Origin of the sequence: Citrobacter sp. Marseille-Q5395, from assembly GCF_947057495.1 — a bacterium.
Classification (GTDB): Bacteria; Pseudomonadota; Gammaproteobacteria; order Enterobacterales; family Enterobacteriaceae; genus Citrobacter; species Citrobacter murliniae.
On the sequence record NZ_CAMSEL010000009.1, the window covers coordinates 90,445 to 116,438 of the forward strand.

Consider the following 25,994-nt stretch of genomic DNA (forward strand, 5'->3'; position numbering starts at 1 on the left):
AAAGGTCATGACAGAAGAACCCTTGCGCCCCAATCCGGATCGCTTACTGGAACAGACCGCCGCCCCGCACCGGGGAAAACTGAAAATCTTCTTCGGTGCCTGCGCTGGAGTCGGGAAAACCTGGGCTATGCTGGCTGAGGCCCAGCGGTTACGGGCGCAAGGGCTGGATGTGTTGATCGGCGTGGTGGAAACTCACGGGCGTAAAGAGACCGCCGCACTGCTGGACGGACTCGCCATGCTGCCGCTGAAACGCCAGTCACACCGTGGGCGGCACATCAGCGAGTTTGATCTCGATGCCGCCCTTGCCCGTCGCCCGGCCCTGATTTTAATGGATGAACTGGCGCACAGTAATGCGCCAGGCTCGCGTCACCCTCGCCGTTGGCAGGACATCGAAGAACTGCTGGAAGCTGGCATTGATGTCTTTACCACTGTTAACGTTCAGCATCTGGAAAGCCTGAACGATATCGTCAGCGGCGTTACCGGTATTCAGGTCCGCGAAACCGTCCCCGATCCGTTTTTCGATGCGGCTGATGATGTGGTACTGGTCGATCTCCCCCCTGACGATCTGCGCCAACGTCTGAACGAAGGCAAAGTCTATATTGCCGGTCAGGCAGAACGGGCTATCGAACACTTCTTCCGCAAAGGCAATTTGATCGCACTGCGCGAACTGGCCTTGCGACGTACAGCTGATCGGGTAGACGATCAAATGCGCGCCTGGCGAGGTCACCCTGGAGAGGAAAAAGTCTGGCACACCCGCGATGCCATCCTGCTGTGTATCGGACACAACACCGGCAGCGAAAAGCTGGTGCGTGCCGCCGCACGTCTGGCTGCACGTCTCGGTAGTGTCTGGCATGCCGTGTATGTCGAAACACCCGCACTGCATCAGTTACCCGAAAAGCAACGTCGCGCAATTCTTGGCGCCTTGCGACTGGCACAGGAATTAGGAGCAGAAACAGCCACCCTCTCCGATCCCGCAGAAGATAAAGCGGTCGTCCGCTACGCCCGGGAGCACAATCTGGGAAAAATCGTGCTGGGGCGTCCGACAACGCGACGCAGGTGGCGCAGTGATTCTTTTGCCGACAAGCTGGCCCATCGCGCACCGGATCTCGATCTGATGATTGTCGCGTTGGACGATCCCCCTCCACGTCCGGCGGTTCAGGCTGCTGACACGCGTACCTTTAAAGATAAGTGGCGGGTACAGATTCAGGGCTGTCTGGTTGCAGCTGCACTGTGCGCCTTCACAACGCTGATAGCCATGCAGTGGCTGGTTGCCTTTGATGCCGCCAATCTGGTAATGCTCTACCTGTTAGGCGTGGTAGTGATCGCCCTGTTCTACGGACGCTGGCCGTCTGTGGTGGCGACCTTTATTAACGTCGCCAGCTTCGATCTGTTCTTTATTGCCCCGCGCGGTACGCTGGCCGTTTCGGACGTCCAGTATCTGCTCACATTCGCCGTTATGTTGACGGTCGGTCTGGTCATCGGGAATCTGACCGCAGGAGTGCGCTATCAGGCACGAGTCGCTCGCTACCGGGAACAGCGCACGCGGCATCTGTACGAGATGTCCAAAGCCCTGGCCGTGGGGCGGAGTCAACAAGATATCGCTGCCACCAGTGAGCAGTTTATTACCTCAACCTTTCAGGCCCGCAGTCAGGTTTTATTGCCCGATGAGAACGGCAAACTGGCTCCGCTGACGCATCAACAAGGCACGACGCCCTGGGATGATGCCATTGCCCGCTGGAGCTTTGATAAGGGACAACCGGCCGGGGCCGGCACCGATACCTTACCGGGCGTACCGTATCAGATCTTACCGTTAAAAAGCGCCGACAAAACGTATGGACTGTTGATAGTAGAACCGGGGAATCTTCGACAGTTGATGATCCCGGAACAACAACGACTGCTGGAAACCTTTACCTTGTTGGTTGCCAGCGCCCTGGAGCGACTGGCGCTGACTGCCAGCGAAGAGCTGGCGCGATTTGCCAGCGAACGCGAGAGCATCCGCAACGCCCTGCTCGCCGCCCTTTCTCATGATTTACGCACGCCGTTAACGGTGCTGTTCGGTCAGGCGGAGATTTTAACATTGGATCTGGCAACGGAAGGCTCGAAGCACGCCCGTCAGGCCAGCGAAATTCGCCAGCATGTCCTTAACACGACCCGGCTGGTAAATAATCTGCTGGATATGGCGCGAATTCAGTCTGGCGGCTTTAATCTTAAGAAAGAGTGGTTAACGCTGGAGGAAGTGGTGGGCAGCGCCTTACAGATGCTGGAGCCTGGCCTGGCTGCACCAATTAATCTGTCACTTCCTGAGCCATTGACGCTGATACACGTTGATGGGCCACTCTTTGAACGAGTGCTGATTAATCTGCTGGAAAACGCCGTCAAATACGCAGGCCCGCAGGCACAAATAGGAATTGAAGCACAGGTTGAGGGCGAACACCTGCAACTGGACGTGTGGGATAACGGGCCTGGCATTCCGTCAGGCCAGGAACAACGTATTTTCGACAAGTTTTCCCGGGGGAACAAAGAGTCATCAGTACCGGGCGTTGGGCTGGGGCTGGCAATTTGCCAGGCTATTGTCGACGTGCATGGCGGGACCATTACCGCCCATAATCGACCGCAGGGTGGCGCTTGCTTCCGTGTTACACTGCCACAAGAATTACCCCCTGAACTTGAAGATTTTCATGAGGATATGTGACAAACGTATTGATTGTTGAAGATGAACAGGCCATTCGTCGCTTTCTGCGCACCGCGCTGGAAGCCGATGGTCTGCGCGTGTATGAAGCAGAAACGTTGCAACGTGGCCTGCTGGAGGCCGCGACGCGTAAACCCGATCTCATCATTCTCGATCTCGGCCTGCCAGACGGTGACGGCGCTGATTTTATTCGCGACCTGCGACAATGGAGCGCTATTCCCGTTATAGTGCTTTCAGCTCGCAGTGAAGAGAGCGACAAAATCGCCGCACTGGATGCCGGTGCTGATGATTATCTCAGCAAGCCGTTTGGCATTGGCGAACTGCAGGCGCGTTTGCGTGTGGCATTACGCCGCCACGCTATTGGACCCGCACCCGAGCCAGTCGTGCATTTTTCCGATGTGAAAGTGGATATTGCCGCGCGTCTGGTACATCGTGGCGAAGAGGAAATTCACCTGACGCCAATTGAATTTCGCCTGCTGGCGATACTTCTCAATAACAGCGGGAAGGTGCTGACCCAGCGTCAGCTGTTGAATCAGGTTTGGGGTCCCAACGCCGTCGAGCACAGCCACTACCTGCGAATTTATATGGGGCACTTGCGCCAGAAACTGGAAGTAGACCCGGCGCGCCCTCGTCACTTTATAACCGAAACCGGGATTGGCTATCGGTTTATGCCGTGATATTTCACCGGATACCAGATGTAAAAAAGGAGCCTTTCGGCTCCTTTTCTGGTTACGCGTTTTTCAGCACTTCGCTGACAATCTCAACCGCTTCTTTTTCAATCTGCTTGCGGTGTTCTTCACCCAGGAAGCTCTCGCAGTAGATTTTATAGGCGTCTTCAGTACCTGACGGACGTGCGGCAAACCAGCCATTGTCAGTCATCACTTTCAGACCGCCGATAGAAGCACCATTGCCTGGCGCCGCCGTCAGACGCGCGGTGATCGGATCACCCGCCAGCGTGCTGGCACTGACCATCTCCGGAGAGAGTTTAGACAGCGCTGCTTTCTGCGCGGAGGTCGCGCTTGCCTGCAAACGGTTATAGCTCGGCGCACCAAAACGCGCGGCCAGCTCGTTGTAATGCTCTTGCGGGTTCTTACCGGTCACGGCAGTAATTTCGGCCGCCAGCAGACACATAATGATCCCGTCTTTGTCGGTCGACCACGGTGTACCGTCGAAACGCAGGAAAGAAGCCCCCGCGCTCTCCTCGCCGCCGAAGCCGAAGCTACCGTCGAACAGGCCATCAACAAACCATTTAAAGCCAACCGGTACTTCAACCAGTTTACGTCCTAAATCATTCACCACACGGTCAATCATCGCTGAAGACACCAGCGTTTTGCCAACGGCAACGTCTTCGCCCCACTGCGGGCGATGCTGGAACAGATAGTTGATCGCGACTGCCAGATAGTGGTTCGGGTTCATCAACCCGGCCGGAGTGACGATGCCGTGACGGTCATAATCTGGATCGTTAGCAAATGCCAGATCGAACTTATCACGTAGCGCCAGCAGACCCGCCATCGCACACTCGGAAGAGCAGTCCATACGGATAGCACCGTCTTTGTCGAGATGCATAAAGCGGAAGGTCTGATCAACCTGATCGTTAACAATGGTCAGATTCAGTTTGTAGTGCTCGGCAATACGCTTCCAGTATTCGATACCGGAGCCACCCAGCGGATCGACACCCAGCGTCAGTCCCGCTTTCTGGATCGCGGCCATATCAACAATGTCAGCCAGTCCTTCAACAAACGGCTGAACGAGATCCTGCTCTTTCACATGACCCGACGCCAGCGCCGCATCCAGTGAAATTCGCTTAACACCGTTAAGTCCATCAGCCAGCAGCGCGTTGGCACGATCTTCCACCACTTTAGTGACGTTAGTATCTGCCGGACCACCGTTTGGCGGGTTGTATTTAATGCCACCATCTTCCGGCGGGTTGTGCGACGGCGTGATGACAATGCCATCAGCCAGCGGGCCGCCTTTTTTGTTGTGGACCAGGATAGCATTAGACACAGCAGGCGTTGGCGTAAAGCCGTTATTTTCCTGCACGATGACATCAACACCGTTTGCCGCCAACACTTCCAGTACAGAGATAAATGCCGGTTCAGACAGCGCATGGGTGTCTTTGCCCACATAACAAGGCCCGGTAATCCCGTTTTTCGCACGTTCTTCGGCAATGGCCTGGGCGATTGCCAAAATATGCGGCTCGTTAAAACTGTGACGACCTGCACTACCACGATGCCCGGATGTCCCGAACTTAACGGCATGCTCAGCATTCCCGGCTGTTGGTTTAAGTACATAGTACTGTGCCGTCAGTTGGGCGACGTTAATCAAATCACTCTGTTGTGCAGGCTGACCTGCACGCTTGTGGATTGCCATTGCCTGGTCCCTCTAATGCAAGGATTAAATTGTTCCGCAAACCTTTTCAATCAATTCCGCAGGGAATTGCATTGACTGCATGATGTGTTCAACCATGCTGCATTTGCGGCCGGTATTCGTGTTGGTGATCACCCAGTACGGTGTGCCAGGCACATGTTTCGGCTTGGTTTGATTACCATTTTTCAGCAGCGTCTGTTCATCCGCTGCAAAATAGACGCGTGTGCGACCGTGTAACGACTCCGTTGCTTCAGCAAACGCGTGCTGATCCAGTGAATAGAGTGTAGACAGCACCAGCATAAAGCGATTCACTGCTTTTTTCTGTTCCGCATATTCATCGGAAAGCAGCAGTTCACGCATGGCGCGCACTTTATCTTTAACGGGGTCGACCGGCTTGGCTTCCACGACAGGTTGCACGGCGCGGACTTCTTTTACCACCGGAGTGGCAGGCTGTGATGCGGCAGAAAACTTCAACATACGCCGTAAAATGTCGGATGCGCTCTCGCCGATATGCTTGGTGTGGCTGGCAATATAGCTATAGAGTTCATCATCAACTTCAATCGTTTTCATCTTAATCCAGTGCGGTGTCTTAGCTGAATACAAGTTGTTGGGATTATTACACCTAGTGTAAAGGCAAATCCCAACAGCGGATAGCGTCAAGCCTGATGGCCAGAAAAACTCGGAGTAACCGTAGTTGTTGCAGCCCTGTGGCAGAATGGTCAACATGATACCCTAACCCGCTAGTGTGAAAAAAAGAACTTTGCCATGAAATTGAATATCCGAGCGCAATCTGCACAAAACCTGCACAATAATTCCCCCATCGTCCTGGTTCACGGTCTGTTTGGCAGCCTGGATAACCTGGGCATACTGGCACGTGACCTGGTAGTCGATCACGACATCATTCAGGTTGATATGCGAAATCACGGGCTCTCCCCTCGTTCGCCAGAGATGAATTACCCGGCCATGGCGCAAGACCTGTTGGATACACTGGACGCCCAACAAATAGAAAAAGCGACTTTTATTGGTCACTCAATGGGGGGCAAAGCGGTGATGGCGCTAACCGCGCTGGCACCTGAACGTATCGATCAACTGGTGGCTATCGATATTGCACCGGTTGACTACCATGTCCGTCGTCACGATGAGATCTTTGCGGCGATTAATGCCGTGACGGATGCACAAGCCGCATCACGCCAGCAGGCGGCAAGCGTGATGCGCCAGTACCTGAAAGAAGAAGGCGTAATCCAGTTTCTGCTGAAATCCTTTGTTGACGGCGAGTGGCGTTTCAATGTCCCCGCATTGTGGGACCAGTATCCTCATATTGTGGGCTGGGAAACCATACCTGCATGGGATCATCCGGCGCTGTTCATCCCTGGTGGAAACTCGCCGTATGTTACCGAAGCGTACCGTGACCAATTACTGGCGCAATTCCCTCAGGCAAGGGCGCATGTTATTGCAGGTGCAGGCCACTGGGTACACGCAGAAAAACCAGATGCGGTCCTACGCGCCATCCGTCGTTATCTGACGGACAAGGCCAACTGATTAAAAACTCAGCGTCCGCGCGCGATTACGTGCGTGGGCGTTGGCGCGCCCCCCCTGCTGATGTATGATGGCGCGCTATCCATCCGGGCAGACGCCTGGCTGATTGTTTCCCCGAAGTCACCAAGATCATGGCCAAAGAACAAACGGACCGTACGACATTAGATCTGTTCGCGCAGGAGCGTCGCCCGGGACGACCCAAAACCAATCCGCTTTCGCGTGATGAACAGTTACGTATTAATAAACGTAATCAGCTTAAACGCGACAAAGTTCGCGGGCTTAAGCGTGTCGAACTGAAACTGAATGCCGACGCCGTTGACGCTCTGAACGAGCTGGCGGACGCACGTAACATGAGTCGCAGTGAACTCATCGAAGAGATGCTGATGAACCAACTCACCACGTTGCGTGGTCAGGCATAGTCTTAATTTCTGCTCTAAATCATAAATCGTGTAGCACAGAGTGCAGTCCCGCGTGTTTGCTGTTTCCGCATGCCTGACTGTTCTGCTATGATTGCCCTTATCCGTGGGCATTGCGCCACCACCATTTCAATAAGTTTCAAGAGGTTATTTTACTCATGGCAATCACTGGCATCTTTTTCGGCAGCGACACCGGTAACACCGAAAACATCGCAAAAATGATTCAAAAACAGCTTGGTAAAGACATTGCCGATGTACATGACATTGCAAAAAGCAGCAAAGAAGACCTGGAAGGGTATGACATTCTTCTGCTCGGTATCCCAACCTGGTATTACGGTGAAGCGCAGTGTGACTGGGACGACTTCTTCCCTACTCTCGAAGACATTGATTTTAACGGTAAATTGGTTGCGCTGTTTGGCTGCGGCGACCAGGAAGACTACGCAGAATATTTCTGTGATGCGTTAGGTACCATCCGCGACATCATCGAACCACGCGGCGCAACCATCGTCGGTCACTGGCCAACGGCGGGTTATCACTTTGAAGCGTCTAAAGGCCTGGCTGATGATGACCACTTTGTCGGTCTGGCTATTGATGAAGATCGCCAGCCTGAGCTGACCGCTGAACGCGTAGAAAAATGGGTTAAACAGATTTCTGAAGAGCTGCATCTCGACGAAATCATTAACGCCTGATTTCATGCGGCGTAGAAACGTATCTACGCCGCATCAATAGATAAAACCAATCAAAATAATTGCTACAAATTTGTAACTTTTTCGCCTGACCCTGTACAATGGCTGGATGCCAATCGGGTATTGCACAGAGTGTTTGTCGGCGATACCACGTTTTGATTAACAATATTTGCCAGAGACTTGCTGTTTTCATTTAGACATGGCAGTTCTATAATGATACGCATTATCTCAAGTGCAATTTCTGTCACTTCTGTTAATGAAGTGAACCGCTTAGCTACAGGACAGATTCCGCATGACTGACAATAATACCGCATTAAAGAAGGCTGGCCTGAAAGTAACGCTTCCTCGTTTAAAAATTCTGGAAGTTCTTCAGGAACCGGATAACCATCACGTCAGTGCGGAAGACTTATACAAACGCCTGATAGACATGGGCGAAGAGATTGGTCTGGCGACCGTGTATCGCGTGCTGAACCAGTTTGATGATGCCGGTATCGTAACCCGCCATAATTTTGAAGGTGGCAAATCCGTCTTCGAATTAACCCAACAGCATCATCACGATCACCTGATATGCCTCGACTGTGGCAAAGTGGTCGAATTCAGCGATGATTCCATCGAAGCGCGTCAGCGTGAGATTGCGGCTAAACATGGTATTCGCTTAACCAACCATAGCCTCTATCTGTACGGTCACTGCGCTGAAGGCGATTGCCGCGAAGATGAGCATGCGCACGACGCCAAATAATATGATGTTTTCTGAAAAGCCAACCCTGCGGTTGGCTTTTTTTATAAACTAAACCTGGCCGGGGGCCTCTTCCTTTCGAGTCAATGCAGCTTTAATGTAAAATTCACCCTACCTCATCGGAGAGCCGAAATGGAGCTTCGCCAGCTACGCTATTATGTTCGTATTGTAGAAACCGGCAGTATGGGCAGCGCGGCGCTCGATCTCAATATTGGTGTTTCGGCTCTCAGCCAGCAAATGACCCGGCTGGAAAACGAACTCGCTATTCGCCTGCTGCAACGAACCTCTCGTGGCGTGACGCCCACCAGCGCCGGACTGGCTTTTTACTCCCAGGCACAACTGGCATTACGTCACGCAGACGATGCGATCCTCGCGGCTCGAGAGGCCCGGCTTTCCGGACACGTCAGCGTCGGAATGGCTCCCAGTACCGCATCCGTGCTCGGTGTGCCTTTCATTAATGCAATGCGGGAAAACTATGCAGATGTCCGCCTGCATGTGGTGGAAAGCCTCTCCGGTAACCTGGAGCGGATGATTAATACCCGCCAAATTGATTTAGCAGTGGTGTTTCAAAAGGAAAAAATCCTGCGCTGGAGCGCCAGACCGATTCTCGAAGAACGGCTATTTTTGATTGGCACCCATGCTTTACTGGATGATATTACGGATGACAATATCGCCCCTGCCCAGCTGGTTAATATTCCATTGATAATGCCAAGCCCGGGTCACGGCCTGCGCGGCAGACTGGATGCCATCTGCCAGGAACATGCTCTGAACATTGAGATCACTACAGAAATTGATGGTCTGACGCTGTTGATGAGCGCCGTTCGCAGTGGAATCGGTGCCACACTACAACCCGGCGCGGCGATTTCGCATCTCGATAAAGAGACGCTAAGAGTGATCGGCGTCCATAATCCAATACTTAGCCGCCCTAATTTTCTTGTCAGCCTTTCTGATGATGAACTTACCCCCGCAGGTCTCGCTGCCCGCGTGATACTGACCAAAGTGATGTGTCAACTGGTGGAAGCGGGAAGCTGGCCAGGCGCAATTCTTTACAATAACTAAAGGGCTATTTAGCATCACAGCGTAGCGCCCACACAACTTACACGTATACATTTTAATTACAAATTTAACAATTAGTTAAATGGTAATGGAGTATACGATGGTTGATGTTCTGGTGATTGGCGGCGGCAATGCCGCATTATGTGCCGCCTTAACCGCCCGGGAGCAAGGGGCTTCTGTATTACTGCTCGAAGCAGCCCCCCGAGAATGGCGCGGAGGGAATTCCCAACACACGCGTAATTTACGCTGTATGCATGATGCCCCACAGGATGTCCTGGTAGAGAGCTATCCAGAAGAGGAGTTCTGGCAGGATCTCTGGCGGGTAACTGAAGGAAATACCAACGAAGCACTGGCGCGGTTGGTGATACGTACCTCTTCGCAATGTCGCGACTGGATGCGCCAGCACGGCGTTAATTTTCAACCCCCTCTTTCCGGTGCTTTGCATGTGGCGCGCACTAACGCCTTCTTTATGGGCGGCGGAAAAGCTCTCGTGAATGCCTATTATCGCAGCGCAGAAAAGCTGGGCGTGCAAATTCGCTATAACACACCGGTCCAGGCGCTTGAACTACATAATGGCGAGTTCGTAGCGGCACTGGCAGGCAAAGAGCGCATTGTGGCTAAGTCCTGCGTGCTTGCCGCCGGGGGGTTTGAATCTAACCGCGAATGGCTGCGGGAGGCGTGGGGCAAGAATGCCCGCGGCGAGTGGCCTGCGGATAACTTTCTTATTCGCGGCACACGCTTTAACCAGGGCGTACTGCTTAAATTTATGATCGATGCCGGGGCGGACATTGTCGGCGATCCCTCCCAGTCACACTGCGTGGCGATTGACGCCAGAGCACCATTATACGATGGCGGAATTTGCACCCGTGTGGACTGTGTCTCGCTGGGCATAGTGGTAAATCGTGATGCTGAACGTTTTTATGATGAAGGCGAAGATTTCTGGCCAAAACGTTACGCTATCTGGGGACGGCTGGTTGCCCATCAGCCTGGACAAATTGGCTACTCCATTATCGACAGTAAAGCGATCGGCCACTTCATGCCTCCGGTCTTTCCTGGCGCACAGGCCAATACGCTGACAGAGCTTGCTCGCCAGTTGGGACTGGATGCCGAACGCTTTACCCACACCATCATGCAGTACAACAGCGCCTGCCTGCCTGGGCAATTCGATCACACCACGCTGGATAACTGCGCAACACAAGGTCTGACACCGGCGAAAACCCACTGGGCACGACCATTAGATACGCCACCTTACTATGGCTATGCCTTACGCCCGGGGATCACCTTCACCTATCTGGGGCTGAAAGTGGACGAACATGCCGCAGTACACTTTGCCGGACAGCCAAGCCGCAACCTGTTCGTTGCCGGAGAGATGATGGCGGGCAACGTGCTGGGTAAAGGCTATACCGCTGGTGTAGGAATGTCTATCGGCACAACTTTTGGCTGTATTGCCGGAAAAGAGGCCGCCCTGGCTGCACAAAAGGAGGCTCATCATGAAGCAGCTTGAGAAATTGATCATTGAAGCGCAAATTCTCACCGAGCCGGAAGCAGAGGTTGAACGTGTGATGCAGGTCTGTAATGCCTGCCGCTATTGCGAAGGTTTTTGCGCAGTTTTTCCGGCGATGACTCAGCGCCTGGAATTTGGTAAAGCGGATATAAACTATCTGGCAAACTTGTGCCATAACTGTGGTGCTTGTCTGCACGCCTGCCAATATGCTCCGCCCCATGAATTTGCTCTCAATGTACCGAAAGCGATGGCGGAAGTACGGCTGGAAACCTATCAGCACTACGCCCAACCCGCGGCCTTTGGCGCGCTTTATCATCGGGCAGGCGTAACCACGACGCTGTCGCTGGTTTTCGGCCTTATCGTGTTTCTGCTCCTCGCCATGGGTTTAAAGGGTTCATTACTCCATCCTCCACTGGCCGGGGATTTCTATCAAATTTTTCCGCATAACCTGCTGGCATGGATGTTTGGCTCTGTTTTTATCCTGGCAATAGGTTTGCTTATGGCAGGCGTGATCCGCTTCTGGCGAGAGATCTCCCCGGGTATGCCGCGTTCCGCGGAAATTGCTGAAGCCTCACACAATGCGCTGACGTTGAAATATCTCGACGGTGGGCACGGCAAAGGTTGTAACGAAGCGGATGATGCCTTCACTCTGATGCGTCGCCGTTTCCATCACTTCACCTTCTACGGTTTTATGCTCTGCTTTGCCGCCACCATCGTAGCGACGGGCTATCACTACTTCGCAGGTATAGAAGCACCCTACCCGTTCTTCAGTCTTCCAGTGATCCTTGGCACCTTGGGCGGTATTGGTTTAGTTGTGGGCCCTGCTGGCTTGTTATGGCTGAATCTTAAGCGCTCACCGCTACATGGTGACGCGCGGCAAAAACCAATGGATCGCGGTTTTATTTTGCTGCTGCTACTGACCAGCCTGACTGGTTTAGCGTTGCTGGCAGGTAGAGACACCTCCTGGATGGCTATTCTGCTGGCCATTCATCTCGGCGTGGTCATGGCACTCTTTCTGACCATTCCTTACGGAAAATTTGCCCACGGATTTTACCGCTGCGCTTCCTTACTCAAGTGGGCAATAGAAAGACGGCGCGGAAAACAGGCGGGAGTCGCAGGCGACTAACCCACACACTCTTACCTCTATAAAAACAAGATAAAGACAATGGAGAGCAAACCCAATGACACAACAACCATCGCGCGCTGGTACTTTCGGCGCAATACTGCGGGTAACCAGCGGTAATTTCCTCGAACAGTTCGACTTTTTTCTGTTCGGTTTTTACGCCACCTATATTGCAAAAACGTTCTTTCCCGCAGAGAGTGAATTTGCTGGCCTGATGCTGACCTTTGCCGTTTTCGGTTCGGGCTTCTTAATGCGACCTGTTGGTGCAATTGTACTGGGAGCTTACATAGACAGAATTGGTCGCCGTAAAGGGCTGATGGTGACGCTCGCGATTATGGGCTGCGGTACCCTGCTAATTGCCCTGGTTCCCGGCTATCAAAGTATCGGTCTGTTGGCCCCTGCGCTGGTATTACTGGGACGATTATTACAGGGATTCTCTGCTGGTGTGGAGTTAGGAGGCGTCTCTGTTTATCTTTCTGAAATTGCCACACCGGGGAATAAAGGCTTCTACACCAGTTGGCAGTCTGCCAGTCAACAGGTTGCCATTGTGGTGGCGGCTCTGATTGGTTACGGTCTGAACACCACGCTGGCGCACGATGAGATCTCTGAATGGGGATGGCGCATTCCATTTTTTATTGGTTGCATGATTATTCCTTTGATTTTCGTTCTCCGCCGCTCGCTTCAGGAGACTGACGCATTTTTACAACGCACGCACCGTCCCGACACCAGGGAAATTTTCACCACTATCATCAAAAATTGGCGCCTCATCACAGCGGGTACGCTGCTGGTGGCAATGACCACTACCACATTTTACTTTATCACCGTTTATACCCCGACCTACGGCAGAGCCGTGCTACACCTCAGCGCCCGCGACAGCCTTATTGTCACCATGCTGGTCGGTATTTCTAACTTTATCTGGCTGCCAATTGGAGGTGCAATTTCAGACCGAATTGGCCGTCGTCCGGTGCTGATGGGTATTACCGTGCTCGCATTGATCACCACCTGGCCTGTAATGCACTGGCTGACTGCCGCGCCAGATTTCACCCGTATGACGTTGGTACTGCTTTGGTTCTCGTTCTTTTTTGGCATGTACAACGGGGCAATGGTTGCAGCGCTCACTGAGGTGATGCCTGTTTATGTACGTACAGTGGGTTTTTCACTGGCTTTCAGTCTTGCCACTGCTATTTTTGGCGGTCTGACGCCAGTAATATCAACGGCGTTGGTTCAGTTAACAGGAGATAAAAGTTCACCTGGATGGTGGCTGATGTGTGCAGCACTTTGCGGGCTCTCCGCCACGGCAATGTTGTTTGTCCGTTTAAGCCGAAATTATCAACCGGCAGACAATAAACTCTGAAATGCAGACGGGCGGAGAAATATCTCCGCCCGTTTTGTTCGAACCGCGTTTTATTTTGCCGAGTTCTTGCTGCGAATTTCCTGCCAGACCTTGTCACAATCGGCAGAGACAGCCTGATCGTTGCCCGTGCGCGTAGCCTGAATACACTGCTGGTAATCCAGCACGCGAACACTTTCTTCATTGGCAAACTGCTGGTGCTGCTTTTCTTTCTTCAGCACGTTTAACACGCTTTGGCAGGCCTCTATTTTCTCCGGTGAGCCCTGCGCGGTATTAATGCATGCGCTGTAGGCTTCTTTAAGACGGCTATCTTCTTTCGGTGCCGGTGATTGTGCACAGGCCACCAGCCCCGATGCCATAACGGTGATGAGTATCAATTTTTTCATAGCACACTCCTCAACAATGCGGCAGGCACCAGGCCCGCCGCTGTTGGCATTAGAAGATGGTGAACGGAGCAATAACGATGAACTTCACGTCACGCTCATCCTGGAAGATGTTGCCGTAACCACCACCCCAGCTCGGAATGTTTGAATGGTTGTCGTACTCGGTGAAGTGCAGTTTAAACATAGTGCCCTTCGCACGACCGTCCTGCAGGGTGTAGACCGCATCCAGGCTGTAAGATGATTCTTCGATGGTACGATTTTTGTCGTAGTACGCATCCGGGTTGATCTGCCAGGTAGATGGCTTGGCATCCCATGCGTAAACGTATGATGCACCCACAGCCCAGCCAGGCAGGTTCCAGTTCTTCAGGTCGTACATCGCACCGAAGAAGACGGCCTTTTCACCGTTGGCGTTGAAGTCAGAACGGTTATCCCACCAGATATCCAGACGACCGTTTGAAGACGCATACGTCGGGGTCATACGCTGCAGGAAGTAACCTTGCTGCCCGTCTGCTTTAACCCAGGTTCCTTCCAGTCGCAGATCAACCACTTCCGCCACTTTGTAGCCGAAGGTCAGCGCCTGCAGCCAGGCTGTACCGTCATAAATGTTGCTAGCGGTGCGGTCATCAACCTTGTCACGCGCACCATAGAACTGATAGCTGGTAGTAAACGGATTGCCGCCTAAATCAAATTTGTAACTGGCTTTCGCGAAGTATTGATCAACATAGCCTTCGGACTGACCAAATGCCGCTTCAAGCAACAGGTTATTTTTGAAATCATATTTAGCGCCGATGGAATGGAGGTAATCAACTTTAGTCTTTTTATCGGCCTGATAGAATTTATCGACTTCGGTGTGCCACGGAGCTTTATACTCGTTTGCCCACATATAGGAGAAGCTCAACGCGCCAGCATCGCCGTAGTCAAAGTTGGCACCAGCTTCAGCACCCTGATAGGTCCCTGGCATAAAGCTCCAGTGCGGAGCCAGCAGAGTCTGCCCGGTAGGTTGAATATAACCGGCGCGCGCCCAGGTCGGGCCAAACTTAAATTTCGCCGCCGCTTTATACAGACTTATTCCGCTCTTATCGCCGGAATAATCTTCGTCATAGCCTTTATTTTTTTTCGAGAATGCAATTTCGTTTGGATGCCCGCTGTCGCCATTTTCCGCCATTTCAATTGCGGTAAAAGCAGCCACATCAAGGCCGAACATATCGGCCACATAACCGGACTGGAAATCGAGGTTAGCGTTCCAGGTGGCGTGAGAAAGGTTGGTTTTGTATTTGTCGTCATCGGTAACATCTTTACGGTCACGCTCACGCTGCCAGTAATAGATACCGCCAGTCAGTGTTGAATCATCAAAAAAACCTTCGGCTTGCGCCTGGGGAACGACAACTAAACCCGACATTGCTGTAATACCGGCGATAGCCAGCGCCAGCGTACTACGTTTGCCACTAAACGTACGCATATGTTAATCCTCTTTGACGTATAAAATGCTGCCGACTAAAAGCGAACAGCGAAAAAACAAAAATTAAAAAAGTAGCGCTGAGAAAACCTCATTGACTACAATGGATAGACTATTTTTCGCGACGCGAATTATCAATCTCTTTTTGTAACCATTATGTAAGAACATGAGCAACCGCACATATTTCATTGCTTTCTGTTACATTTTCATCGATAAATAAAAAAGCGTTGAAAAAATGAAAAAATGCTTGTTTTCCATGAAGATGAAATCGGTTTCAGTCCAGAGACGCTCTTCACTCAAGGTTTTGATTCAAAAATAAGAAATGGAAAAACTCATTCCTGAATAATAATTATTTTGCTCCGCAAACAGAGTTATTACGTGTTTTCTGGCAAAAAAAACGCCGCAGAATGCGGCGTTTGAAAGGATGTATTGCTGCGGTTTATTCGCCCGCTTTCGCCCACGTATCACGCAGACCAACGGTACGGTTAAATACCAGCTTGTCCGCTGTTGCGTAGCGGCTGTCGAGGCAGAAGTAACCTTCACGTTCAAACTGGAACGCTTTGCTCGCAACTGCGGACTTCAGCGACGGCTCGCCGTAACCCTGTTTGATAACCAGTGACTCAGGATTAATGACGGACAGGAAGTCGTCCGCGGCGCCTGGGTTTGGTACGCTAAACAAACGGTCATACAGGCGGATTTCAATCGGCAGCGCATGTGCAGCGCTAACCCAATGAATAACGCCTTTTACTTTACGCCCATCAGCCGGATCTTTGCTCAGCGTATCAGCATCATAGGTGCAGAAAATAGTGGTGATATTACCTTCTGCATCTTTCTCTACACGCTCGGCTTTAACAACATAAGCATTACGCAGACGGACTTCTTTGCCCATTACCAGACGCTTGTACTGCTTGTTAGCTTCTTCGCGGAAGTCAGCACGATCGATCCAGATTTCACCGCTGAACGGCACTTCACGGCTGCCCATTTCCGGTTTATTCGGATGGTTCGGCATGGTAACCAGTTCGCTTTCACCCTGCGGATAGTTTTCGATAACCAGTTTCACTGGATCAATAACTGCCATCGCGCGCGGAGCGTTTTCGTTCAGATCTTCACGAATACAGGATTCCAGAGAGGCTATCTCAATGGTGTTGTCCTGCTTGGTCACGCCGATGCGTTTGCAGAACTCACGGATAGCAGCGGCCGTGTAACCACGCCGACGCAAACCAGAGATAGTCGGCATACGCGGATCGTCCCAGCCTTCAACATGCTTGTCGGTAACCAGCAGGTTCAGCTTACGCTTGGACATCACGGTGTATTCCAGATTCAGGCGCGAGAATTCATACTGGCGCGGATGAACCGGAATAGTGATGTTATCCAGTACCCAGTCATACAGACGACGGTTGTCCTGGAATTCCAGCGTACACAGTGAATGCGTGATACCTTCCAGCGCATCGCTGATGCAGTGGGTAAAGTCGTACATCGGATAGATGCACCACTTGTTACCGGTCTGATGATGCTCGGCAAACTTAATGCGGTACAGCACCGGATCGCGCATAACGATAAACGGTGAAGCCATGTCGATTTTCGCACGCAGGCAGGCTTTACCTTCTTCAAAGCCACCGGTACGCATTTTTTCGAACAGTTCAAGGTTCTCTTCGACGCTACGATCGCGGAACGGACTGTTTTTGCCCGGCTGGGTCAGCGTACCGCGGTATTCACGGATTTCGTCAGCAGACAGTTCGTCGACGTACGCCAAACCTTTGTTGATAAGCTCTACCGCATAAGCGTGCAGTTGATCGAAGTAATCCGAAGAGTAGCGAATATCGCCAGTCCAGTGAAAACCTAACCATTCAACGTCATTTTTAATCGATTCAACGTACTCGATGTCTTCCTTAACCGGGTTCGTATCATCAAAACGCAGGTTGCACTGGCCCTGGTAGTCTTGCGCAATACCAAAGTTCAGACAGATGGATTTCGCGTGGCCAATGTGCAGATAGCCATTTGGCTCCGGCGGAAAACGGGTATGGATAGTGGTGTGCTTACCACTGGCCAGATCTTCATCGATGATCTGACGAATAAAGTTACTCGGGCGGGCTTCAGCCTCACTCATCGTGGATTCCTCAAAGCGTAAACAACGTATAACGGCGTATGATCTTATAACCCGGACAGACTGACAACCCTTAGTTACGCAAAATACGTATCAGACAGGCATTATGGGGGCAATTGCTGCAAAAAAAAGCGGCGGAGGATAATCCCCCGCCGCTTAAATATCGCGTGTTAGTTGTCGGATCGCGGCGCTTTGCGCCTTATCCGGCTACAGCGATTATTTACTTTTAATTTCGTACAGTGGCGTTTGACCTGCAACCACATGACCTTCGGCCTTGATCACCAGACCACCGAAATCATCGCTGTTGCTGCAAACAACCGGGCTAATCATTGAACGTGCATTGGCGTTCAGATACTCCAGATCCATTTCCAGAATAGGTTGACCTGCAGTAACTTCCGCACCTTCTTCAACCAGACGTTTAAAGCCCTTGCCTTCCAGCGCGACGGTATCGATACCCATATGGACAACGATTTCCGCGCCTTTTTCTGTTTCCAGACAGAACGCATGGTTGGTGTTAAAGATCTTCACGATGGTGCCTGCTGCCGGGGAAACAACGATTTTATCCGTCGGTTTCACTGCCACGCCGTCACCTACCGCTTTGCTGGCGAAAGCTTCATCAGGAACTTGCTCCAGGGCAACCACATCACCGGTAATCGGAGAAACCAGTGCTTCGACAGTTACCGCATTCGCGACCGCCTGCGGTTTGACAACCGGAGCCGCTGCTGCTGGTGCACTTTCACCAGACGCTGCTGCAACCGGACCACGGGCCACAACTTTCTTCATCTCGTCGCCGATGGATTCTGCTTTCGCACCCACGATGACCTGGATAGTTTGCTTGTTCAGTTTCACCACACCGGATGCGCCTAAACGTTTACACATCGCATCGTTGACGCGACCAGAGTCGACAACGGTCAGACGCAGACGAGTGATACAGGCGTCAATCGCTTTCAGGTTATCCGTACCGCCAACCGCAGCAATGTAGTTGGTGGCCAGTTGCGCTAAACCTTCTTCGGTATTGCTGTTTGCTTCGTCAGTAACAATTTCGTCTTCTTTATCTTCGCGGCCCGGCGTTTTCAGGTTAAACATGCGAATAACCGCGCTGAACAACACAAAGTAGATTACGAAGAACACCAGCCCCATCGCTACCAGCATCCAGACGTTCTGGCTTGCTGCCGGCAAGTTGTACATCAACACGTAGTCGATAGCACCTGCGGAGAAGGAGAAGCCCGCGTGGATCCCCAGCAGCGTTGCGACGAACAGGCTGATACCCGTTAACAGTGCGTGCAGGAGGTACAGCAATGGTGCCAGGAACATGAACAGGAATTCCAGCGGCTCGGTAACACCGGTCAGGAACGCAGTGATCGCCACAGACAGCAGCATACCGCCAACCATCGGACGACGTGCTTTCGGTGCTGCAAAGTACATCGCCAGCGCCGCACCCGGCAGACCAAACATCATGATCGGGAAGAAGCCAGACATGAACATACCCGCAGTGCCGTCGCCCGCATAGAAGCGGTTGATGTCACCGTGAAATACTGCGCCTGCCGCATTGGTGAATTCACCAATCTGGAACCAGGCAATGGTGTTCAGAACCTGATGCAGACCGGTTGGGATCAGCAGACGGTTGATGAAACCAAAGATACCGGAACCCAGCGCGCCAGCGCCCACGATCCACTCACCACCTGCATGGATAGCGTTCTGCACCGGCGGCCACACGTAGCCGAAGATAGCAGCCAGCACCAGGCAAAAGAAACCGGTGGCGATTGGCACAAAGCGTTTACCGCCGAAGAAGCTCAGGAAGTCAGGCAGTTTGATACCAGACCAGCGGTTATACACCGCACCACCGACCAGACCGGTAATAATACCTGCCAGCACGCCCATGTTGATCGCCGGGTTGATGGTAACCATTGCTTTGGTCAATATGAAATAACCGACCGCACCTGCCAACGCTGCAGCACCTGCGCTGTCTTTAGACCAGCTGGATGCCACACCGATGGCAAATATTAACGCGAGGTTATCAAAGATGGCCCCACCCGCTTGCGCGATGAAGGGTACGTTAAGCAAATCTGGTTGGCCAAATCGCAGCAACAGTGCCGCGACAGGCAGCACAGCGATGGGGAGCTGTAACGCCCTACCCAGCCGCTGGAAAAAACCTAAAATATTCATTTTATTCCCCCTACGAGACCCCGATTAGGCTCCTTTGAAGCCATATTTTTATTGTGCGACCATTACCAACAACAAGATTTTCTGGAACAACGATATTAACCATTCATCTACATTCAGAGTGTGTGAAAAATTAATTCGTATCGCAAATTAAAAGCATGTTTTTTGTGATTCCAGTCACCAAATATCGTTATAAACCCTCCCTTTCACTGGCTAACTACGAAAACTTATTTTATCATTCAAAAAATCGAAACGGATTGATCCTTACCGATGCAAAACCAGGTTACGCTTAATACAGCACATCGACTCAATCCGCCAATTGCTTACATTTACTTTTGAGGTGAAGAATGAGACTGATCCCCCTGAATACCGCTGAACAAGTCGGCAAATGGGCTGCTCGCCATATCGTTAACCGTATTAACGCGTTTAAACCAACGGCAGATCGTCCGTTTGTTCTGGGCCTGCCAACTGGTGGTACACCGCTGACAGCCTATAAAGCATTAGTCGAAATGCACAAAGCGGGCCAGGTGAGCTTCAAACATGTTGTCACTTTCAACATGGACGAATATGTAGGTTTGCCGAAAGAGCATCCGGAAAGCTACCACAACTTCATGCACCGTAACTTCTTTGATCATGTTGATATTCCAGCAGAAAATATTAACCTCCTCAATGGTAACGCGCCGGATATTGATGCAGAATGCCGTCAGTATGAAGAAAAAATCCGTTCTTACGGTAAAATCCATCTGTTTATGGGTGGCGTAGGCAACGACGGACATATCGCGTTCAACGAACCTGCCTCTTCTTTGGCTTCCCGCACACGTATCAAAACGCTGACTCATGACACTCGCGTAGCTAACTCACGCTTCTTTGATGGCGACGTAAGCCAGGTGCCTAAATATGCGCTGACCGTAGGTGTTGGCACCCTGTTGGATGCTGAAGAAGTGATGATCCTGGTGCTGGGCCATCAAAAAGCACAGGCGCTGCAAGCAGCCGTTGAAGGTAACGTCAACCATATGTGGACCATCAGTTGCCTGCAGTTGCATCCGAAAGCCGTCGTTGTCTGCGATGAGCCTTCAACAATGGAACTGAAAGTGAAAACGCTGAAATACTTCAACGAGTTAGAAGCGGAAAATATTAAAGGTCTGTAATGGTATCTCCGCCCTGCCGAAAAAGTTGCAGGGCGGCATTTTTTGAAATCGGGGGTCGGAATGTATGCTTTAACCCAGGGCCGGATTTTTACCGGTCACGAAATTCTTGATGACCATGCGATTGTTGTCGCTGATGGCCTGATAGCCAGCGTCTGCCCACTGGCGGAATTACCGTCCGGGATTGAACAACGCTCACTGAATGGGGCCATTATTTCCCCCGGTTTTATTGATGTGCAGTTAAACGGCTGCGGCGGCGTACAGTTTAACGATACGGCAGAAGCCGTCACCGTTGAGACGCTGGAAATCATGCAGAAAGCCAATGAAAAATCAGGCTGCACTAACTACCTGCCCACGCTAATTACCACCAGCGATGACCTGATGAAACAAGGCGTTCGCGTAATGCGCGAATACCTGGCGAAACACCCCAACCAGGCATTAGGACTTCACCTTGAAGGTCCGTGGCTGAACCTGGTGAAAAAAGGTACCCATAATCCGGGTTTTGTCCGTCAGCCTGACGCTGCGCTGGTCGATTTCCTGTGCGATAATGCGGACGTCATCACCAAAGTGACGCTGGCACCAGAAATGGTCCCAACCGAAGTGATAACAAAGCTGGTAAATGCAGGTATTGTCGTTTCAGCAGGCCACTCTAACGCAACGGTAAAAGAAGCCAAAATTGGATTCCGCGCGGGTATCACCTTTGCAACGCATCTGTTCAACGCGATGCCTTATATTACTGGCCGCGAGCCAGGTCTGGCAGGCGCAATACTTGATGAGGCCGATATTTATTGCGGTATCATCGCCGACGGTCTGCATGTTGACTACGTTAATATTCGTAACGCCAAGCGCCTGAAAGGTGACAAACTGTGCCTGGTGACCGACGCAACCGCCCCGGCAGGTGCAAATATTGAACAGTTCATTTTCGCTGGTAAAACAATATACTACCGCAATGGACTGTGTGTGGATGAGAACGGCACGCTGAGCGGCTCTTCGTTAACCATGATCGAAGGCGTACGTAATCTGGTTGAACATTGCGGTATTGCACTGGATGAAGTCCTGCGCATGGCGACTCTCTACCCTGCTCGCGCAATCGGCGTCGACAAACAACTCGGCAGCATCGCGCCAGGCAAAGTAGCCAACCTGACCGCGTTCACGCACGACTTTAAAATTATCAAGACCATCGTTAATGGCAACGAGGTCGTTACTGAGTAAGAGAAAGAATGACACCAGGCGGACAAGCTCAAATAGGTAATGTTGATCTCGTAAAACAGCTTAACAGCGCGGCAGTTTATCGCCTGATTGACCAGCATGGGCCAATCTCGCGAATTCAGATTGCCGAGCAGAGCCAACTTGCCCCCGCCAGCGTAACAAAAATTACGCGTCAACTGATTGAACGCGGGCTGATCAAAGAGGTTGATCAGCAGGCCTCCACTGGAGGCCGCCGCGCTATTTCTATCGTCACCGAAACCCGCAATTTCCACGCTATCGGCGTACGCCTGGGCCGCCACGACACCACGCTCACACTCTATGATATGAGCAGCAAAGTGGTCGCAGAAGAGCATTATCCTCTTCCCGAGCGCACACAGGAAACGCTGGAGTACGCGCTGCTCAATACGATTTCCACCTTTATTGATAGCTGCCAGCGGAAAATCCGTGAACTGATTGCTATCTCTGTCATTCTGCCAGGGCTGGTTGATCCCGAAAGCGGCGTTATCCGCTACATGCCGCATATTCAGGTTGAAAACTGGGGGTTGGTCGAAGCGCTGGAAAAACGTTTTCAGGTAACCTGCTTTGTCGGCCACGACATCCGCAGTCTGGCGCTTGCCGAGCACTATTTTGGGGCAAGTCAGGATTGCGAAGACTCCATTCTGGTGCGCGTCCATCGCGGGACCGGGGCTGGGATCATCTCAAATGGCCGAATTTTCATTGGTCGCAACGGCAACGTCGGTGAAATTGGTCATATTCAGGTTGAGCCGCTGGGTGAACGCTGCCACTGCGGGAATTTTGGCTGTCTGGAAACTATTGCAGCTAACGCATCCATTGAGCATCGCGTACAAAACTTACTCAAGCAAGGCTATCCGAGTCGACTGACGCTGGATGATTGCAACATTAAAACCATCTGTAAAGCTGCGAATAAAGGCGATAACCTGGCGTCGGAAGTCATTGAGCACGTTGGTCGCCATCTGGGTAAAACCATCGCTATCGCCATTAACCTGTTTAACCCGCAAAAAATCGTCATTGCCGGTGAGATTACTGAGGCAGATAAAGTGCTGCTCCCGGCAATAGAAAGCTGCATTAATACCCAGGCGTTGAAGGCGTTTCGCCACAATCTGCCCGTGGTTCGCTCCACGCTGGACCACCGCTCAGCCATTGGCGCATTTGCGCTGGTGAAACGCGCTATGCTCAACGGTTCGTTGCTGCAACGTTTGCTGGAAAATTAATGCTCTCATAGAATATTGGGTTACTATCATACTCCTGACAAATTCCCTGGGTAGTTCATGACCATCAAGAATGTAATTTGTGATATCGACGGCGTGCTGATGCACGACAATGTTGCCGTACCGGGTGCGGCAGAGTTTCTGACCGGCATCCTAGAAAAAGGTTTGCCGTTAGTCCTGCTGACTAACTACCCTTCTCAGACCGGGCAGGATCTGGCGAACCGCTTCGCCACGGCGGGTGTGAATGTCCCCGATAGCGTCTTTTATACTTCCGCCATGGCCACTGCCGATTTTCTGCGTCGCCAGGAAGGGAAAAAAGCCTACGTCGTGGGTGAAGGCGCGCTGATCCACGAACTGTATAAAGCCGGCTTTACCATTACCGATGTTAACCCCGACTTCGTGATTGTCGGCGAGACGCGCTCCTACAACTGGGACATGATGCATAAAGCGGCATATTTTGTTGCCAATGGCGCGCGCTTTATCGCGACCAACCCGGATACCCATGGCCGCGGTTTTTATCCCGCCTGTGGTGCGCTCTGCGCCGGTATCGAAAAGATCTCCGGGCGTAAACCATTTTATGTCGGCAAACCCAGCCCATGGATTATTCGCGCGGCACTCAACAAAATGCAGGCGCACTCCGAAGAGACCGTTATTGTCGGTGACAACCTGCGTACAGATATTCTGGCAGGCTTCCAGGCTGGCCTTGAAACCATCCTGGTGTTGTCTGGCGTATCCACGCTTGACGATATCGACAGCATGCCGTTCCGACCAAGCTGGATCTACCCTTCCGTTGCCGAGATAGATGTTATCTAAGCACTTCTGTGCCGGAGATCAGCGTAAACGCGCCATCCGGCACACAAAATCACTCCATTCAATAAAACTGCCGATTTACTGATAATTCATCAATAAATACGCTTATTACGTAATCTTTTTTCACCATTCAATAATCATCATTGAGTTTTTTACTTTCAGCATGCCAAACTTCTTGCGCCCCCACCGCCTTTGCGGCATTTTCTTAATCAAGCAAACACAAAAAGCATCACGCAACAGGTTAACGGAGAAGGTTATGTGTTCTATTTTTGGCGTATTCGATATTAAAACAGACGCAGTTGAGCTGCGTAAAAAAGCCCTGGAATTGTCCCGTCTGATGCGTCATCGTGGCCCGGACTGGTCGGGTATTTACGCCAGTGATAACGCCATTCTGGCACATGAGCGTTTGTCGATTGTCGACGTCAACGCAGGTGCTCAGCCGCTGTACAACATGAAAAAAACACATATTCTGGCGGTGAACGGTGAAATCTATAACCACCAGGCGTTACGCGCTGAATACGGCGACCGCTACCAGTTCCAGACCGGTTCTGACTGTGAAGTTATCCTCGCGCTGTATCAGGAAAAAGGGCCAGAATTCCTCGACTCCCTGCAGGGTATGTTTGCCTTTGCGCTGTACGACAGCGAACAAGACGCCTACCTGATTGGCCGCGATCATCTCGGGATCATCCCGTTGTATATGGGCTATGACGAACACGGTAACTTCTATGTTGCCTCAGAAATGAAAGCGCTGGTTCCGGTGTGCCGCACGATTAAAGAATTCCCGGCCGGTAGCTATCTGTGGAGCAAAGATGGCGAAATTCGTCAATACTACCAGCGCGACTGGTTTGAATACGATGCGGTAAAAGACAATGTGACGGATAAAAACGAACTGCGTCAGGCGCTGGAAGACGCCGTCAAAAGCCATCTGATGTCAGATGTCCCTTACGGTGTACTGCTATCCGGCGGCCTGGACTCCTCCGTTATTTCTGCCATCACCAAAAAATACGCGGCGCGTCGTGTTGAAGATCAGGAACGCAGCGAAGCCTGGTGGCCTCAGTTGCACTCCTTCGCTGTGGGTCTGGAAGGCGCACCAGACTTGAAAGCCGCGCAAGAAGTCGCGAACCACTTAGGCACCGTGCATCACGAGATCCACTTCACCGTGCAGGAAGGTTTGGATGCGATCCGCGACGTCATCTATCACATCGAAACCTACGATGTAACAACAATTCGCGCCTCAACACCGATGTACCTGATGTCTCGTAAAATTAAAGCGATGGGCATTAAAATGGTGCTGTCGGGTGAAGGTTCAGACGAAGTCTTTGGCGGCTATCTCTACTTCCATAAAGCGCCAGACGCGAAAGAGCTGCATGAAGAAACCGTGCGTAAACTACAAGCGCTGCATATGTTTGACTGTGCTCGTGCCAACAAAGCGATGTCTGCCTGGGGTGTCGAAGCCCGCGTTCCCTTCCTGGATAAAAAATTCCTCGATGTGGCGATGCGCATCAACCCGCAGGATAAAATGTGTGGTAACGGGAAAATGGAAAAACATGTCCTGCGCGAATGCTTTGAATCTTACCTGCCAGCCAGCGTGGCGTGGCGTCAGAAAGAGCAGTTCTCTGACGGCGTCGGTTACAGCTGGATTGACACGCTGAAAGAAGTGGCAGCAGAGCAAGTTTCCGACCAGCAACTGGAAACCGCCAGCTTCCGCTTCCCGTATAACACGCCATCATCGAAAGAGGCGTACTTGTACCGTGAGATTTTCGAAGAACTGTTCCCGGTAGCAAGCGCTGCTGAATGCGTTCCTGGCGGTCCGTCTGTCGCCTGTTCTTCAGCAAAAGCAATTGAATGGGATGAAGCGTTCAAAACCATGAACGATCCATCAGGCCGTGCAGTTGGTGTGCATCAGTCAGCTTATAAGTAAGCAAATCATCAGAAAAGAGCCCTGCGGGGCTCTTTTTTTATGTCGATTTAACGTGCGGAAAAACAATTAATAACTAATAATTGCCGAATATTGCGTCATGCTGTTCGCAA

At 51.7% G+C, this 25,994-nt stretch carries 22 protein-coding genes; 16 read left to right on the top strand and 6 right to left on the bottom strand.

What is annotated here, in order from left to right; genetic code table 11:
• Window positions 1-7 precede the first annotated feature (7 nt).
• Together kdpD and kdpE are read left to right on the top strand one after the other, a co-directional pair.
• Window positions 8-2,692, top strand: coding sequence for a two-component system sensor histidine kinase KdpD (gene kdpD / locus OH663_RS11490; RefSeq protein WP_200010584.1), 2,685 nt, complete (start codon window positions 8-10; stop codon window positions 2,690-2,692).
• Window positions 2,689-3,366, top strand: coding sequence for a two-component system response regulator KdpE (gene kdpE, locus OH663_RS11495; protein ID WP_200010582.1), 678 nt, complete (start codon window positions 2,689-2,691; stop codon window positions 3,364-3,366). The genes kdpD and kdpE overlap by 4 nt, the downstream gene beginning before the upstream one ends.
• Before the next feature lie 52 nt (window positions 3,367-3,418).
• Here the strand turns inward: kdpE and pgm are convergent, their stop codons facing one another.
• Together pgm and seqA are read right to left on the bottom strand one after the other, a co-directional pair.
• Window positions 3,419-5,059 (bottom strand): phosphoglucomutase (alpha-D-glucose-1,6-bisphosphate-dependent), encoded by a 1,641-nt coding sequence (pgm, locus tag OH663_RS11500; RefSeq protein WP_045441073.1) that lies wholly within the window; start codon window positions 5,057-5,059, stop codon window positions 3,419-3,421.
• 24 nt (window positions 5,060-5,083) lie between these two features.
• Window positions 5,084-5,626 carry a replication initiation negative regulator SeqA gene (gene seqA, locus OH663_RS11505; protein ID WP_045441072.1) on the bottom strand — a complete coding sequence of 181 codons (543 nt, stop codon included), beginning with the start codon at window positions 5,624-5,626 and terminating at the stop codon, window positions 5,084-5,086.
• 195 nt (window positions 5,627-5,821) lie between these two features.
• Between seqA and ybfF the strand changes: the two genes are divergently transcribed.
• The 9 genes from ybfF (at window position 5,822) to tcuC (ending at window position 13,467) form a co-directional block, all read left to right on the top strand.
• Window positions 5,822-6,595 (top strand): esterase, encoded by a 774-nt coding sequence (gene ybfF / locus OH663_RS11510; RefSeq protein WP_045441071.1) that lies wholly within the window; start codon window positions 5,822-5,824, stop codon window positions 6,593-6,595.
• Window positions 6,596-6,723: 128 nt separating this feature from the next.
• Window positions 6,724-7,011 (top strand): LexA regulated protein, encoded by a 288-nt coding sequence (ybfE, locus tag OH663_RS11515; protein WP_045441070.1) that lies wholly within the window; start codon window positions 6,724-6,726, stop codon window positions 7,009-7,011.
• Window positions 7,012-7,166: 155 nt separating this feature from the next.
• Complete coding sequence (gene fldA, locus OH663_RS11520; RefSeq protein ID WP_045441069.1) at window positions 7,167-7,697, top strand: flavodoxin FldA; 531 nt, start codon at window positions 7,167-7,169, stop codon at window positions 7,695-7,697.
• Window positions 7,698-7,907: 210 nt separating this feature from the next.
• Entirely contained in the window at window positions 7,908-7,994 is an 87-nt protein-coding gene (locus OH663_RS11525) for a ryhB-regulated fur leader peptide (protein ID WP_100247215.1), read from the top strand.
• Window positions 7,987-8,433 (top strand): ferric iron uptake transcriptional regulator, encoded by a 447-nt coding sequence (gene fur / locus OH663_RS11530; protein ID WP_045441068.1) that lies wholly within the window; start codon window positions 7,987-7,989, stop codon window positions 8,431-8,433. Before OH663_RS11525 ends, fur begins: the two co-directional genes overlap by 8 nt.
• A 129-nt stretch (window positions 8,434-8,562) precedes the next feature.
• On the top strand, window positions 8,563-9,489 hold the full coding sequence (tcuR, locus tag OH663_RS11535; protein WP_048221850.1) for a tricarballylate utilization LysR family transcriptional regulator TcuR: 927 nt from the start codon (window positions 8,563-8,565) through the stop codon (window positions 9,487-9,489).
• Between the two features lie 97 nt (window positions 9,490-9,586).
• A complete protein-coding gene (gene tcuA, locus OH663_RS11540; RefSeq protein ID WP_045441066.1) occupies window positions 9,587-10,990 on the top strand; it encodes an FAD-dependent tricarballylate dehydrogenase TcuA in 1,404 nt (467 codons plus the stop codon).
• Complete coding sequence (tcuB, locus tag OH663_RS11545; protein WP_200010580.1) at window positions 10,977-12,116, top strand: tricarballylate utilization 4Fe-4S protein TcuB; 1,140 nt, start codon at window positions 10,977-10,979, stop codon at window positions 12,114-12,116. The genes tcuA and tcuB overlap by 14 nt, the downstream gene beginning before the upstream one ends.
• A gap of 55 nt (window positions 12,117-12,171) precedes the next feature.
• A complete protein-coding gene (gene tcuC, locus OH663_RS11550; protein ID WP_200010571.1) occupies window positions 12,172-13,467 on the top strand; it encodes an MFS transporter in 1,296 nt (431 codons plus the stop codon).
• A gap of 50 nt (window positions 13,468-13,517) precedes the next feature.
• Here tcuC and OH663_RS11555 read toward each other — a convergent pair whose 3' ends face one another.
• From OH663_RS11555 to nagE, 4 genes are all read right to left on the bottom strand, one after another.
• On the bottom strand, window positions 13,518-13,850 hold the full coding sequence (locus tag OH663_RS11555; protein ID WP_045441063.1) for a ChiQ/YbfN family lipoprotein: 333 nt from the start codon (window positions 13,848-13,850) through the stop codon (window positions 13,518-13,520).
• A gap of 49 nt (window positions 13,851-13,899) precedes the next feature.
• Window positions 13,900-15,306, bottom strand: a complete 1,407-nt coding sequence (gene chiP / locus OH663_RS11560) for a chitoporin ChiP (protein ID WP_045441062.1) — start codon at window positions 15,304-15,306, stop codon at window positions 13,900-13,902.
• A 436-nt stretch (window positions 15,307-15,742) separates the two neighbouring features.
• Window positions 15,743-17,410 (bottom strand): glutamine--tRNA ligase, encoded by a 1,668-nt coding sequence (glnS, locus tag OH663_RS11565; RefSeq protein ID WP_045441061.1) that lies wholly within the window; start codon window positions 17,408-17,410, stop codon window positions 15,743-15,745.
• Between the two features lie 213 nt (window positions 17,411-17,623).
• Window positions 17,624-19,573 (bottom strand): PTS N-acetyl glucosamine transporter subunit IIABC, encoded by a 1,950-nt coding sequence (gene nagE / locus OH663_RS11570; protein ID WP_045441060.1) that lies wholly within the window; start codon window positions 19,571-19,573, stop codon window positions 17,624-17,626.
• 344 nt (window positions 19,574-19,917) lie between these two features.
• Between nagE and nagB the strand changes: the two genes are divergently transcribed.
• The 5 genes from nagB (at window position 19,918) to asnB (ending at window position 25,884) form a co-directional block, all read left to right on the top strand.
• A complete protein-coding gene (gene nagB / locus OH663_RS11575) occupies window positions 19,918-20,718 on the top strand; it encodes a glucosamine-6-phosphate deaminase (RefSeq protein ID WP_200010569.1) in 801 nt (266 codons plus the stop codon).
• Between the two features lie 60 nt (window positions 20,719-20,778).
• Window positions 20,779-21,927: an N-acetylglucosamine-6-phosphate deacetylase gene (gene nagA / locus OH663_RS11580; protein ID WP_048221854.1), complete on the top strand. Its 1,149-nt coding sequence runs from the start codon at window positions 20,779-20,781 to the stop codon at window positions 21,925-21,927.
• 8 nt (window positions 21,928-21,935) lie between these two features.
• Window positions 21,936-23,156, top strand: coding sequence for a DNA-binding transcriptional regulator NagC (gene nagC / locus OH663_RS11585; RefSeq protein ID WP_048221855.1), 1,221 nt, complete (start codon window positions 21,936-21,938; stop codon window positions 23,154-23,156).
• Between the two features lie 57 nt (window positions 23,157-23,213).
• Window positions 23,214-23,966 (top strand): ribonucleotide monophosphatase NagD, encoded by a 753-nt coding sequence (nagD, locus tag OH663_RS11590; protein ID WP_038638796.1) that lies wholly within the window; start codon window positions 23,214-23,216, stop codon window positions 23,964-23,966.
• Between the two features lie 253 nt (window positions 23,967-24,219).
• Entirely contained in the window at window positions 24,220-25,884 is a 1,665-nt protein-coding gene (gene asnB / locus OH663_RS11595; RefSeq protein ID WP_045441057.1) for an asparagine synthase B, read from the top strand.
• Window positions 25,885-25,994 lie beyond the last annotated feature (110 nt).

Bases quoted from the DNA above. Each gene is read 5' to 3' on its own strand.
- kdpD (WP_200010584.1), top strand. From the start codon at position 8: ATGACAGAAGAACCCTTGCGCCCCAATCCGGATCGCTTACTGGAACAG.
- pgm (WP_045441073.1), bottom strand. From the start codon at position 5,059: ATGGCAATCCACAAGCGTGCAGGTCAGCCTGCACAACAGAGTGATTTG.
- seqA (WP_045441072.1), bottom strand. From the start codon at position 5,626: ATGAAAACGATTGAAGTTGATGATGAACTCTATAGCTATATTGCCAGC.
- ybfF (WP_045441071.1), top strand. From the start codon at position 5,822: ATGAAATTGAATATCCGAGCGCAATCTGCACAAAACCTGCACAATAAT.
- ybfE (WP_045441070.1), top strand. From the start codon at position 6,724: ATGGCCAAAGAACAAACGGACCGTACGACATTAGATCTGTTCGCGCAG.
- fldA (WP_045441069.1), top strand. From the start codon at position 7,167: ATGGCAATCACTGGCATCTTTTTCGGCAGCGACACCGGTAACACCGAA.
- OH663_RS11525 (WP_100247215.1), top strand. From the start codon at position 7,908: ATGATACGCATTATCTCAAGTGCAATTTCTGTCACTTCTGTTAATGAA.
- fur (WP_045441068.1), top strand. From the start codon at position 7,987: ATGACTGACAATAATACCGCATTAAAGAAGGCTGGCCTGAAAGTAACG.
- tcuR (WP_048221850.1), top strand. From the start codon at position 8,563: ATGGAGCTTCGCCAGCTACGCTATTATGTTCGTATTGTAGAAACCGGC.
- tcuA (WP_045441066.1), top strand. From the start codon at position 9,587: ATGGTTGATGTTCTGGTGATTGGCGGCGGCAATGCCGCATTATGTGCC.
- tcuB (WP_200010580.1), top strand. From the start codon at position 10,977: ATGAAGCAGCTTGAGAAATTGATCATTGAAGCGCAAATTCTCACCGAG.
- tcuC (WP_200010571.1), top strand. From the start codon at position 12,172: ATGACACAACAACCATCGCGCGCTGGTACTTTCGGCGCAATACTGCGG.
- OH663_RS11555 (WP_045441063.1), bottom strand. From the start codon at position 13,850: ATGAAAAAATTGATACTCATCACCGTTATGGCATCGGGGCTGGTGGCC.
- chiP (WP_045441062.1), bottom strand. From the start codon at position 15,306: ATGCGTACGTTTAGTGGCAAACGTAGTACGCTGGCGCTGGCTATCGCC.
- glnS (WP_045441061.1), bottom strand. From the start codon at position 17,410: ATGAGTGAGGCTGAAGCCCGCCCGAGTAACTTTATTCGTCAGATCATC.
- nagE (WP_045441060.1), bottom strand. From the start codon at position 19,573: ATGAATATTTTAGGTTTTTTCCAGCGGCTGGGTAGGGCGTTACAGCTC.
- nagB (WP_200010569.1), top strand. From the start codon at position 19,918: ATGAGACTGATCCCCCTGAATACCGCTGAACAAGTCGGCAAATGGGCT.
- nagA (WP_048221854.1), top strand. From the start codon at position 20,779: ATGTATGCTTTAACCCAGGGCCGGATTTTTACCGGTCACGAAATTCTT.
- nagC (WP_048221855.1), top strand. From the start codon at position 21,936: ATGACACCAGGCGGACAAGCTCAAATAGGTAATGTTGATCTCGTAAAA.
- nagD (WP_038638796.1), top strand. From the start codon at position 23,214: ATGACCATCAAGAATGTAATTTGTGATATCGACGGCGTGCTGATGCAC.
- asnB (WP_045441057.1), top strand. From the start codon at position 24,220: ATGTGTTCTATTTTTGGCGTATTCGATATTAAAACAGACGCAGTTGAG.